6 protein-coding genes and 3 rRNA genes are annotated in these 13803 nt (G+C 45.4%); 1 reads left to right on the forward strand and 8 read right to left on the reverse strand.

The window, feature by feature from the left end; translation table 11 throughout:
• Positions 1 to 148: 148 nt before the first annotated feature.
• Positions 149 to 703 carry a cysteine hydrolase family protein gene (locus HXT47_RS05960; protein WP_004106205.1) on the reverse strand — a complete coding sequence of 185 codons (555 nt, stop codon included), beginning with the start codon at positions 701 to 703 and terminating at the stop codon, positions 149 to 151.
• Positions 704 to 1050: 347 nt separating this feature from the next.
• Between HXT47_RS05960 and HXT47_RS05965 the strand changes: the two genes are divergently transcribed.
• Positions 1051 to 1590 (forward strand): hypothetical protein, encoded by a 540-nt coding sequence (locus HXT47_RS05965; protein ID WP_162861592.1) that lies wholly within the window; start codon positions 1051 to 1053, stop codon positions 1588 to 1590.
• Positions 1591 to 1723: 133 nt separating this feature from the next.
• On the opposite strand, the gene HXT47_RS05970 is transcribed toward HXT47_RS05965, so the two are convergent.
• The 7 genes from HXT47_RS05970 to HXT47_RS06000 form a co-directional block, all read right to left on the reverse strand.
• Positions 1724 to 2974: a DUF6591 domain-containing protein gene (locus tag HXT47_RS05970; protein WP_116442851.1), complete on the reverse strand. Its 1251-nt coding sequence runs from the start codon at positions 2972 to 2974 to the stop codon at positions 1724 to 1726.
• Positions 2975 to 3409: 435 nt separating this feature from the next.
• A 5S ribosomal RNA gene (gene rrf, locus HXT47_RS05975) occupies positions 3410 to 3526 on the reverse strand.
• A 179-nt stretch (positions 3527 to 3705) separates the two neighbouring features.
• A 23S ribosomal RNA gene (locus tag HXT47_RS05980) occupies positions 3706 to 6762 on the reverse strand.
• A gap of 375 nt (positions 6763 to 7137) precedes the next feature.
• Positions 7138 to 8665: ribosomal RNA gene (locus HXT47_RS05985) — 16S ribosomal RNA — on the reverse strand.
• Together the 16S, 23S and 5S rRNA genes form the textbook arrangement of a ribosomal RNA operon.
• A gap of 483 nt (positions 8666 to 9148) precedes the next feature.
• Positions 9149 to 9964: an HD domain-containing protein gene (locus HXT47_RS05990; protein WP_076003085.1), complete on the reverse strand. Its 816-nt coding sequence runs from the start codon at positions 9962 to 9964 to the stop codon at positions 9149 to 9151.
• Between the two features lie 23 nt (positions 9965 to 9987).
• On the reverse strand, positions 9988 to 12621 hold the full coding sequence (locus HXT47_RS05995) for a KUP/HAK/KT family potassium transporter (RefSeq protein ID WP_116442894.1): 2634 nt from the start codon (positions 12619 to 12621) through the stop codon (positions 9988 to 9990).
• 164 nt (positions 12622 to 12785) lie between these two features.
• A complete protein-coding gene (locus tag HXT47_RS06000; protein WP_116442891.1) occupies positions 12786 to 13766 on the reverse strand; it encodes a TatD family hydrolase in 981 nt (326 codons plus the stop codon).
• Between the last annotated feature and the right edge of the window lie 37 nt (positions 13767 to 13803).

Consider the following 13803-nt stretch of genomic DNA (forward strand, 5'->3'; position numbering starts at 1 on the left):
TAACAACGTCTATTAATAATAATAATGATTCTCATTAATAGCAAGTCGACACTCCGAATAAACAAAAACGCTGGCAGCTTAAAGCAACCAGCGCCTATTATTCTCAATAACTATTGAATAATTATTTAAATATTTTTAGCTAAAATTCTCAGCCTTCTACAATATCCGCATTAAGGCAAGTCTTAAAGTGGCGCAAAGCCCATTCGTGACCTGCAGGATCAAAGCTTGCAACGGCATCCTTGTGAACCACAATCTTGAATCCAAGATTATACGCATCGACAGCAGTGTGAAGCACGCAAATATCCGTGCAAACTCCCACCAAATGCAGCTCTTCAATGTGACGTTCGCGAAGCTTAATCAGCAAATCCGTGCCATTAAACGACGAGTAACGAGTCTTATGAATATAATAAACATTGCTTTTATCTTTATTTGCTTCGTAAAAATCACCAAGCGCGCCATATAACTTCTGGCCGTGAGTTCCTGCGATATTGTGAGGTGGGAAAAGCTTAGTTTCAGGATGATACGGATCGTTCAAATGGTGCGTATCAATCGCAAAAACCACGAACTCACCGGCGTCAAGAAATTCCTGCGAAATCTCAGTAATACGCTTCTCGAGCTTTTGCGCAGGCTCGCCCACAGTAAGAGAGCCATCGCTTGCCACAAAATCATTCGTATAATCAATGTTAATAAGGGCTTTATTCATACCTACTCCTTGTATGAAATTTACAGAATAATCGCAAATAGCATTACTGCTAACAGCATTATTGCAAATAGCTCTACTGCAATAGCATAATCGCTTTAGTTACAATATTCCGCATTCTTAATTGCTTGATTTTATTTCAATTGATAGCCCAATTATCAACTCAATTGCTGGCCCAATTGCGATCGGCGCAATACCTCAATATTCAAAGAATACTCAAAGCTCACTTGCTTCTGCACCGACTATCATCATTTAATCACTACCTTGCGGCAAATTTTAAATCTTACTGATAAAATATTGAAACAAAAAAACAAATTAACAACTCTAAATAGTCTTATAGGTAGGAAAATATGAAAAAAATAAAAATTCACCAGATTGTTAATCTTATTTTTAGCGGCATTGCTTTAATTGGATTGCTTCTGCCATATTCTTCATCGTACGGAGAATACAGGAATTTTTTGACATCAAATCCAGACATCTTGTTTGCAAAAGAAATAGGTTTTAAAAATATTGACGCTGTCGATTTATCGATGTTAGAAAATCTTAGGTTATATTTCTGCCTTGCTAATAATTCTCATGGAAATGACTGGCTCAAGAATGAAGCAATAATAAATGTTGTTCTCATAATTGCACTGATCGCATCTATACTTCTTATACTATTGTTTACGCTTTTAAATAAGCCCGTTGCAAATATTGTATTTGCACTCATCTTGGCAGCTGCATCACTTCTTATGAATTATGACGCAGTAAGCCGTCATGCACTTCCTTCAGATAATTATACTTTTGGCTTTACATATTACCTTTATACGCCGTTAGCAGTGGTTGTAATAGTTTGCTCAATAGTTGGAATTGTCATAAAAAAGAAAGAAAAGAAAGCTGCAAGACTTTAAATTTTGCACATGCAAAATAAAAGTAAACAAAATTATGAATTATAAGCAGTTTACAAAATAATAGTAGGGGTCAGTATTTTAGAATATTGACCCCTACTATTATCGCTACATTTGCAAGCAAATATAGTTAATACTATTTAGACACAGCTATAAGTTTCTTAGAAACTCTCGCTTGAACATCAACATAATAATTAAGCTCATCAGAGTTCAAATCTTTGCTATGCCAATTGTTGAACTTTTTTACTGCATCATTATATTTATCTAAATACGCAGAGTACTCATTAAGAATAGTCTTATCAGTTGGATTTTTCTTATACTTTTTCATGAACGCAACATATTCGTCCATAACTGTTTCATAGCTATCCATTGCCGCTTTGAAATCACTACGCAATCCATTAACAAGCTTCGTGTTAGTTTTAGGTTTTGGTTCAGCTTTTGGAGTAGCTTGCTTTGGAGCAGCCTTTGCGGCATCTTTCTTCACATCAGACTTATTGGAATCATCACTGTCTTTAGACTCGTTATCTGGAGCACTGATACTAATGCTCATAATATTATTGCCTTCGTATCCTAATGACAAATCCCAACCTGAATTATTTTTCGCATTGTACAAATCATCTTTCTTGCTGTAGTCAACTGTAAAACCTTTATCAGAGCAAGCTTTCACATATTTCTCATAATCTTCCCTACTAGTGTTACCAATATAAACTTTAAAGCTATCCTCATTTTCGTATGAGAACTTTCCGAATATAGATTTTGGTACAGGCAATTGATTAGCCGCTTTACTCGATGGCCAAGTAATTGGAGACATTTCCATCGGCGCATTCAGCGCGATACTTAGCTGATTATTGCTTTCATAACGAAGCAATTTTAATTTATAGCCTTCACTGTTATAAGAAGAATATTCTGTAGAATCAGTTTTTGAATCTACAGTAAATCCTTTATCCTTGCAAGCTTTAATATAATCATTAAACTGTTTGGCAGAAATATTGTTTATATCAACATTCATTTCTTCAGAAGAGTTTTCAATGATTTTACCCATGTTAGATGGAGGATTTGGCAATTCTGAGCCTAAAACCATCTCATTCCAGTTAATAACAACGCCGTTATCTAATTTTTTAATATTCAAGAATCCGCATATTGCAACAACAATTATTATTATGCTGAGTAAATAAAACCAAAATCTTTTATAAATTGGCTTTTTCTTTTTGGCATGCATGCTGCCATAACCTGTAGCTGCTGGAACAGTGAGATTCTGTTGCGGCGGCGGAACAGGAATATTTTGCTCAAAAGTCGAAGCTGCTGTTGATTGTTCGACCTTTAATTTTGATCCGCAGTATGGGCAGAAGTCATTCCAAGACTCCATTCCGCAACTTGTACATTTCATACATCATCTCCTAACAATATTGATACACATATATCATGAAAATGCATCTCATGCTTGTTATAAATAATATCAAATAAATTGTTGGACTTTTAAGTATTAAATGTGGTATGAGTTTTTGGAGGGTTTAGCGTCAACATCTGCTCCAATTATGATGTGAGTCTCTCACGTTTGGAGGGTTAACCCTCGCTCTACGCTCCATTTGCGAGACGACACTCGCACTATACGTGCTCGCTACGAAACTCGCGTTGGAAGTCCACTGGACTTCCAACTTAAGCGAGTTTCCGCTCCGAATTGCCTTCGCGCGCTAAATCGCAGCGCTCAGACAGGTCGTCGCGCCCCCGTTTGAAGGATTACAGATAACAGTATACGAAAACGAAAAAACAGTATGCGAATATGAAAAAAGCGGGGAGTAAAAAACTCCCCGCTAGAAAAATAATGCGGCAGCGTGCTAGTCTCCCACACCCTATCGAGTGCAGTACCCTCGCCGTGTCAGGCCTTAGCTTCCGGGTTCGGAATGGGACCGGGCGTCTCACCTGAGCCATGACCACCGCAAAACTAGATTATACACTCAAAACCATTGAGTGGCAACACGTGGCGGTTAGGGAACCGGACATGAACGCGCGTAAAAACTCTTTTATCAACTGATCGTTAAGCAAAACATTCAGTACTCATTAACGCTAGAAGAATAATACTCATAAGGAACTCACCCTCCCCACTAGTAAAAGTGAGGAAGAATGTCACCATCGCCCGTTAGTACTAGTCAGCTCCACCCCTTACAGGGCTTCCACATCTAGCCTATCAACCACGTGTTCTACATGGGGGCTCACACACTAAAGTGCAAGGAATGCTTATCTTGGAGCAGGCTTCCCGCTTAGATGCTTTCAGCGGTTATCCCTTCCGAACGTAGCTAACCGGCAGCGCCACTGGCGTGACGACCGGCATACCAGAGGTTCGTCCACCCAGGTCCTCTCGTACTATGGGCAGGTCTCCTCAACATTCCAACGAGCGCAGAGGATAGAGACCAAACTGTCTCACGACGTTCTGAACCCAGCTCGCGTGCCGCTTTAATCGGCGAACAGCCGAACCCTTGGGACCTGCTCCAGCCCCAGGATGCGACGAGCCGACATCGAGGTGCCAAACCATCCCGTCGATATGGACTCTTGGGAATGATCAGCCTGTTATCCCCGGGGTACCTTTTATCCGTTGAGCGATGCCACGTCCGTACGCCGGCACCGGATCACTATCTCCGACTTTCGTCCCTGCTCGACCCGTCAGTCTCACAGTCAAGCCCGCTTGTGCGATTACACTCAACACCCGATTGCCAACCGGGCTGAGCGGACCATTGAGCGCCTCCGTTACTCTTTAGGAGGCAACCGCCCCAGTTAAACTACCCGCCAGGCACTGTCCCTGACACGGATAACGCGTCGAGGTTAGACGCCAGATATGGAAAGAGCGGTATTTCACCTGTCGACTCCACGCAAGCTAGCGCCCACGCTTCACAGCCTCCCGCCTATGCTACACGATCCACACCTAACGACAATACCAAGGTATAGTAAAGGTCCCGGGGTCTTTTCGTCCTTCTGCGCTTAACGAGCATCTTTACTCGTACTGCAATTTCGCCGGGCTCCTGGCCGAGACAGTGGGGAAGTCGTTACGCCATTCGTGCAGGTCGGAACTTACCCGACAAGGAATTTCGCTACCTTAGGATGGTTATAGTTACCACCGCCGTTTACCGGGGCTTAAATTCACCGCTTCACCGAAGCTAACGGATCCTCTTAACCTTCCGGCACCGGGCAGGCGTCAGAGCGTATACAGCGGCTTACGCCTTCGCACGCTCCTGTGTTTTTGGTAAACAGTCGCTACCCCCTAGCTTGTGCCACCCCCAACAGCTCAACAATGTAAAACCATATCACCATCAGGGGTCTCCCTTATGCCGAAGGCACGGGAGTAATTTGCCGAGTTCCTTGGCCAGGATTCGCCCGATCGCTTCGGTATACTCTACCAGACCACCAGTGTCGGTTTAGGGTACGAGCGGAATCACACCTCACGTTGAAGCTTTTCTTGGCAAGCAGGATCACCGGAATCAGCCTTACAGCCTACCCATCACGCCTCAGCTTAACATCCCCGGATTTACCTAGGAGACAGCCCACACGCTTAGCCACGGAAAACCACCTCCGCAGCCGGCTACCTACCCGCGTCACTCCCACGCTAACCTACTACCGATACAGTCCCAACACAAACCCATCAACAACCCCGAAAGGCAATCAACAAGAAAATGAAGGTTAGTACTCTCAGATTCAGTTCGAACGGTGTAACACCGGTACGGGAATATCAACCCGTTCATCCATTCGACTACGCCTGTCGGCCTCGCCTTAGGACTCGACTCACCCGGGGACGACGAACGTGGCCCCGGAACCCTTAGTCATTCAGCGGACGGGATTCACACCCGTCTCTCGCTACTCATGTCTGCATTCTCACTCCTGTAAAGTCCACGACAAGTTCACACTGCCGCTTCACCCCATACAGGACGCTCTCCTACCCCGCATGAAACAATCATGCAGCCGCGTCTTCGGTGGCGTGCTTAAGCCCCGCTACATTGTCGGCGCGGAACCACTAGACCAGTGAGCTGTTACGCACTCTTTCAAGGATGGCTGCTTCTGAGCCAACCTCCTGGCTGTCTATGCGACTCCACATCCTTTCCCACTTAGCACGCGCTTCGGGACCTTAGACGACGATCAGGGCTGTTTCCCTTTTGACGACGGAGCTTATCCCCCGCCGACTCACTGCCGTGATAAACCTAACAGGTATTCGGAGTTTGGCTGCTATTGGTACCCGGTATGGGCCCGCAAGCATCCAGTAGCTCTACCCCCTGTAAGCAATAACACGACGCTGCACCTAAATGCATTTCGGAGAGAACCAGCTATCACGGAATTTGATTGGCCTTTCACCCCTAACCCCAAGTCATCCCCCAGTTTTCAACCTAGGTGGGTTCGGTCCTCCACACGGTCTTACCCGCGCTTCAACCTGCTCAGGGCTAGATCATCCCGCTTCGGGTCCAGGACATGCGACTCAAACGCCTTTTAAAACTCGCTTTCGCTACGGCTCCCCCACCCGGGTTAGCCTCGCCACATACCACTGACTCGCAGACTCATTTTTCGATAGGCACGCCGTCACCCCACAAAGAAGGCTCCGACGGATTGTAAGCGCACGGTTTCAGGAACTATTTCACTCCCCTCCCGGGGTGCTTTTCACCTTTCCCTCACGGTACTAGTACACTATCGGTCAGACAGGAATACTTAGGCTTACCCAACGGTCTGGGCAGATTCACGCGGGATTCCACGAGTCCCGCGCTACTTGGGAATAAACATAAAGAGACATCGCACGACAAGCTACGGGGCCATCACCCTCTACGGCTGGGAATTCAATCCCATTCACCTAGCACGACATTTTATCACTCTCCTCAACCCGTCAGAGGCTGAACAGTCCATCCCACGACCCCGAATGCGCAACACCTGACGGCTATCACACGCACCCGGTTTAGCCTGATCCGCTTTCGCTCGCCACTACTCACGGAGTATCCTTTCCTGCAGGTACTGAGATGTTTCACTTCCCTGCGTACCCCCCACAAAAACTGTGGTGACCACTCATAACAGTGGCCGGGTCTCCCCATTCGGAAATCCTCGGATCAAAGCCCACTCGGCAGCTCCCCGAGGCATATCGCAGCCCGTCACGTCCTTCATCGGTCCTGTCTACCAAGGCATCCACCATACGCCCTTACCAGTGACAAACACTAAAGTAAGAACCCATCAGCAAAATTCTCTAGACAAAAAATCATCACACTAAACGATCACAAAACGATCAAGCGACTCCAACAAAAGGAGCCGGTTGAAATTGATAAAAGCAAAAAAATCGAAACCAAAAAAGTCTCGCATTTTACTCGCGTCCACTATCCAGTTCTCAAACCACCACAACACCACAAAACCAGCATCAACACTCAAAAAGCATCAACCTGAAATCCTGTGAGTCAAGGACCGCAACCCCAAAACAAGGGGGGGTGGCAATCCGGGAACCCAAAAGCATGCCCAACAAACTCATATAAACGTTAACCACTGTTTTCCACACCAGTAACCACACTCAACCGAGCGTGCACAAAAACTCCGTAGAAAGGAGGTGATCCAGCCGCACCTTCCGGTACGGCTACCTTGTTACGACTTAGTCCCAATCACGAGCCTCACCTTAGACGGCTCCATCCCAAAAGGGTTAGGCCACCGGCTTCGGGTGCTGCCCACTTTCATGACTTGACGGGCGGTGTGTACAAGGCCCGGGAACGCATTCACCGCGACGTTGCTGATTCGCGATTACTAGCGACTCCGCCTTCACGTAGTCGAGTTGCAGACTACGATCCGAACTGAGACCGGTTTTAAGGGATCCGCTCCATGTCACCATGTCGCATCCCGTTGTACCGGCCATTGTAGCATGCGTGAAGCCCTGGACGTAAGGGGCATGATGATCTGACGTCATCCCCACCTTCCTCCGAGTTAACCCCGGCGGTCCCCCGTGAGTTCCCGGCATAACCCGCTGGCAACACAGGGCGAGGGTTGCGCTCGTTGCGGGACTTAACCCAACATCTCACGACACGAGCTGACGACGACCATGCACCACCTGTGAACCTGCCCCGAAGGGAAACCACATCTCTGCAGTCGACAGGCACATGTCAAGCCCAGGTAAGGTTCTTCGCGTTGCATCGAATTAATCCGCATGCTCCGCCGCTTGTGCGGGCCCCCGTCAATTTCTTTGAGTTTTAGCCTTGCGGCCGTACTCCCCAGGCGGGACGCTTAACGCGTTAGCTCCGACACGGAACCCGTGGAATGGGCCCCACATCCAGCGTCCACCGTTTACGGCGTGGACTACCAGGGTATCTAATCCTGTTCGCTCCCCACGCTTTCGCTTCTCAGCGTCAGTAACAGCCCAGAGACCTGCCTTCGCCATTGGTGTTCTTCCCGATATCTACACATTCCACCGTTACACCGGGAATTCCAGTCTCCCCTACTGCACTCTAGCCCGCCCGTACCCGGCGCAGACCCACCGTTAAGCGATGGGCTTTCACACCAGACGCGACGAACCGCCTACAAGCTCTTTACGCCCAATAATTCCGGATAACGCTTGCGCCCTACGTATTACCGCGGCTGCTGGCACGTAGTTAGCCGGCGCTTATTCGAAAGGTACACTCACCCAAAAGGCTTGCTCCCAATCAAAAGCGGTTTACAACCCGAAGGCCTTCATCCCGCACGCGGCGTCGCTGCGTCAGGGTTTCCCCCATTGCGCAATATTCCCCACTGCTGCCTCCCGTAGGAGTCTGGGCCGTATCTCAGTCCCAATGTGGCCGTCCGCCCTCTCAGGCCGGCTACCCGTCGAAGCCTAGGTGGGCCATTACCCCGCCTACAAGCTGATAGGACGCGACCCCATCCCATGCCACTAAACACTTTCCCAACAAGACATGCGTCAAGTTGGAGCATCCAGCATTACCACCCGTTTCCAAGAGCTATTCTGGAGCATGGGGCAGGTTGGTCACGCATTACTCACCCGTTCGCCACTCTCACCAGTCAGCAAGCTGACTAGATCCCGTTCGACTTGCATGTGTTAAGCACGCCGCCAGCGTTCATCCTGAGCCAGAATCGAACCCTCCACGAAAAACTTCAATGAAGAGCCAACAAAAGGCTCCAATATTAAAAAGAAAAAGACGAGACATTCTTTAAGGAAAGAACATCCCAACAAAAAACCTCACCACCATTTAACCATCTCTCAGGCACCCTGCAATCTGCAAGGCAGGCAATGAACTGGCAATAATTAACTAATAAGTAGTACAGACACGCTCTTGAGTTCTCAAACCACCACCACACCAGCCGGCCCATCAACCTCAACCGAGGAGAACCAGCCGCGCTGAGCAGCAAGAGATAAACTTACACCAACCCACGCTAAAACGCAAACCCACCAAAAACAAACACCCCAAAACCATTGAAAACAAGCCAAAACACCGGCGTGTCGAAAACCACGCAAAAAACACCAAAAAACATGCTATCTGATATTGAATCTATAAAAAACTTTTTAAAAAATAATAGATTTCTTAAAAAATACACAAAAATAGGATAAAAATACGCAAAAAATCAATAGCGCTCACGCATCAACACGCATATTAAAGATTTCTGCCAGGCCTGCAATATCTGGCTCACCATATTTCGTAACTAATTGCATCCACCGATTAGCATTGTCTTCACCAAATCGCGCAGCCTTGCGACGATAAGAATCAACTGTCAAAAAACGAGGAGGTATCGATTTGCTGTTATATTTATCCGCAACCATAACAATTTCTTGCTCAACTGTTTGCGGAATATAGTCTTCAGCAGGAAGAGGCAAATTTTGCGCAACAACTTGCTCTCGAGTTAAGCCAACTCCAGTATGATTGCGCGCAAATTGCGCAGCATCCTCACTAAAACCATTATCAATTAAATATTTATATCCGCGCAAACCATGCAAAATATAATTCGGTCCATCAAAGCGTAATATGCCACCAGCGTTGCTACTGCCATCACTTTCAAGCACAAAATACGTGCCAATATCGTGCAACAATCCACCTATTAAAGCTGCGTATTCATCAATATACTGTTTTGGAGCTAAGCCATCACTAACCGCAGGTAATATTGCATAACTATCTCCGACAAGCTCCTGAAGGCAATTTTTTGCTATTTCAGCACGCTTACGCAAAGTTCCACTCATTTGAGCAACACGATTTTCAGCGGACAAAAGCATATTGCAATGATGAGCAATTTGCCAAGCAATTGTTGAGATTACAACACAATGACCGTGAATAAGCTCATAAGCAGCAGAAGATGGTGCAGTTGCACTATGCAATTTCTCTACTTCACCAAAATCAGGTAGATTAGCGAGTTTTATCGAGTTGCAATTAAGTATGCTTTCTGCACCATTTTCCATTTTAAGGCTCTTCCTTAAGATTCTTACTTAAGATTATTTTTTGCACTCTTTTCAGTTGCTGCACTCTTTTCAGATTTCACACTATTCGTATCATTGGCACGAGCAGCATCCTCCACAGCCTGCACAACAGCATGCGTTACATTCGCTGCATCGATATTTGCCCCATCTTTATTAGGCTTCTCCACGCTAACTTTTTTTGTCTCTTTAATTGGAACTGGGCTAATTTTCCCAGTATTGGCAAGTTTTTCGTTAGCAAACATCACATTAGCAGCAGCAATATCTCGTGCGTTCATAACAGCAGTCTGCTCAGCATCAGTAGGTCTGATATCTTTCACAACGTGAATATTAGTTTCAAGCGCTGAGGCACCTTGCAAAGATTGAACTGCTCGCTGAGAACAGTCTTCACGCTTCAAACGCGGAGGTCTGCGAGTAGAAACAAACAACGGCTGCACTTCAACAACCGGATTGTAAGGAGCCAAACCAAACCATTTAACAGGCGTACCAGCAACATGTCTAATTGCATATTTCATCTTTAAAGATAACGCTCCACGCACAGAAATATTAGATTCCGGCATCAACGCTTTGTGCAACAGAACATAGCGAATTGGTCCAATATCTGGATCTGCATCAACCTTTGGATACACGGATTTTTGCTGAGGAAGTTCGCCCGTGTGCGATAAGTCATGCATAATTTGGTGAAGATACGCTGGTATAGAAGGCGACACTTTAAATCCGAGTTTAATTTTTACGCGGAATAAGTAGTCCGTACCGAAATTCTCTACACAATACTCACGAGTAAACGGAGCGTCATCTGTTTCTACAGAAACAGCCCACCAAGCTCTAGCACGCTTTGGATGGTCGGCAAAAATAGAGAAGAAGATTCCAGTATCGAGACGCTTCATTTCACGATCGGAAGTCAAATACACAATATTGTCAGCGAAATACGGAATACGGAAATCTCCGTGCAACTTATCTAGCACAGGTAGGAAATCTTTCGGTTTCATGTGCAAACGTTGCGAACGCTCAATTTTAGTTCCATCTTTCCAAGTGACCATAATGATCAAAATTGAAACACCGAGCAGCATAGTAAACCAGCCACCGTGCATGAATTTCGCCATGGAAGCCACAAAGAACATCATCTCAATCATGAGGAATACGATTGCAAATATGAAGGCACCAAATCGCTTCTTTTGATACCACATGTGCACTGTGAGCAAAATAGTCGTAGCAAGCATAGTTAGAGTTAAAGCTAAACCGTATGCGCCAGAGATATGTTCAGAATCGCGGAATACTGCAAGAACCGTAATAGTGGCAACACACAGCACAACATTCACAACTGGAATATACAGCTGTCCACGAGTTCTAGCAGGATATCGCACTTGCAAATGTGGCATCCAATTTAGGCTTGTTGCCTCAGAAACCATTGTGTATGCGCCTGTAATCAACGCTTGAGAAGCAATAATGCCAGCAGTAACCGAAAGAATAACGGCAACATATCGCACATTTGGTTCAAGCATTTGGAAGAACGGGTTCAAACCTTCTATTGACCATAATGCTTTATCGTTTTGATTTTTCAACATCCAAGCGCCTTGCCCAAAGTAATTCAGCAGCAAAGCAACTTTAATAAACGGCCAGGTTGCGTACACATTGCCTCTACCAACATGACCCATATCAGAATATAACGCTTCAGCACCGGTAGTAGAAAGGAAGATCACACCCATAACCGCTAATCCCTGCACATTATGCGTGCTAAACAGGAATTTTATGCCATGAATCGGGTTAAGTGCTTCAAAAATAGTCCAATCTTGGCCAATGTTCATGACACCAACCAGCGCAAGGAAAGCAAACCAAAGCATCACAACAATGCCAAATACTTTGCCAATTCGCTCAGTTCCGCGTTGCTGTACAGAGAAAAGTATGACGATTATAATAACCGTAATCATCATCGACAAATTCTCATTTTCTAAGAATATTGGCTTAAACACTGCAATAGTGCGCAAACCTTCAACTGCTGAAGAGATGGAAACTGCAGGAGTCAGCACAGAATCTGCCAAAAACGCGGCTCCACCAATCATTGCCGGTATTGCAAGCCACGCGCCTTTTTTACGTAGAAGCGAATATAAAGCAAAAATGCCGCCTTCGCCTTTGTTGTCTGTTCTCATTGCAACAAATACGTATTTTACGGTTGTAATTAATGTGATTGACCAGAACAGTAGCGAAAGCATTCCGTAGATAGTCGCGCGATTTATGTTTTGTAAGCCGCCTTGACCTGCTAAAAATGTTTGCGCAGTATAAAGCGGAGAAGTACCAATATCGCCATAAACAACGCCAAGAGCAACAATTGCCATTCCCAATGTAAAACGATCGGAACTGGTTTGCAATTTTGCCCACCATCTACCTAACGGACCTCGTACTGCACTAGCAACAAGCTTTTCCGCTTCTTTTACTTCTTGCGCTTGCTGCTGAGCTATTACTTTGCGCTCTTCGCGTGTTGTCGTTTTTTTTGACACCTGAGGAGCCTTAGTAAACGAGGCAGCTCGCAATATAGCATCCTTAGTACCTTTTAAGGATTTAGTGCTTTTCTCGGAATCTTTCGCGCCGTTGCGAGGATCCTTTGTACTATCGTTTGACGGTACAGCAGTGCGTGACTTAGTCATGCTTAATTGTTCCTCCATATATGAGGCTTCTTCTTGATGCCAACAAGAAGTCGCATAAACCTCACACCTCACAGTTTTATTTCCGTACTTGGATATTGTATACAACAATAGTGCATCGCGCAAAAAATATTAAAAAATCCTTGAAAATTAAGGATTTTATATTCCTAAAATTCGTAAATTTTTCGCGTATTTTCGCGTGTAACTTTCGCTGCTTGCAATAACGATATATTTAGAACTTCAGAAAGTGTTTCTAGCGTATAAGGAACCATATAAGGCGCGTTTGGCCGTCCACGATACGGCATTGGCGTTAAATAAGGCGCATCCGTTTCAACAGTTATATGGTCTTTGCCAATAATTCGCGCAGATTCGCGTAATTCATCATTGCCTTTGTAACTTATAGTTCCAGAAAAACTTGCGTACCAACCGTGCTCTTTCAATATTTCGGCTAAATCCACAGCACCAGCATAACTGTGAAATACTGTTCGCTCAGGAGCGCCATCTTTCAGTAAGACTTTCACTACGTCTTCATGCGCATCACGATCGTGAATTTGTAAAGGTAAATTCAGCTCTTTTGCGAGCGCAATATGGTCGCGGAAAGCCTCTATTTGTGCTTCTCGCGCAGTCTCTCCCGTACGAAAGTAGTCTAAACCGGTTTCACCTATTGCCACTACTTCTTTTGGATGAGCAATTACTAGCGAGCGCAAATGTTGCATAGCTTCGTCAAATGGAATATCGTGATACGGCTTGTAAACTATCGGTAGTCCGTCAGGTCCTTGAACGCCTTTGTGACCATGTAATACTGCTTCGTTTGGATGTATTGCTATTGCTGCACGAACTGAATTTTCATGCGTTTGAGCAAACTTAATCGTCGGCTCCCAATCTGGATATTCACATCCGACTTCTAGCATGTGTGAAACGCCTGATGATTTTGCTTGAGCAACTAAATCGTCTGCAGTAGGTTCCGCTATTAAATCGCGACCTTTTTCTGCTAATTCTTGATTCAAATTATGTGCAAAATCCACAACGCTAAGCATGTGCGTGTGATCGTCTGCAATTGTTATGCCTTCTTGTAGCAGATTTTCCCATACTGCAGATTGCGCTGCTAAAGCCGGCGCCCAATTATGTTCGCGATGATGTTTACTCATATTTTTAAGTCTACTCGCAAACTCAACTGTCAATTTT

This window comes from Gardnerella sp. DNF01205 (genome assembly GCF_049244135.1).
GTDB lineage: Bacteria > Actinomycetota > Actinomycetes > Actinomycetales > Bifidobacteriaceae > Bifidobacterium > Bifidobacterium leopoldii.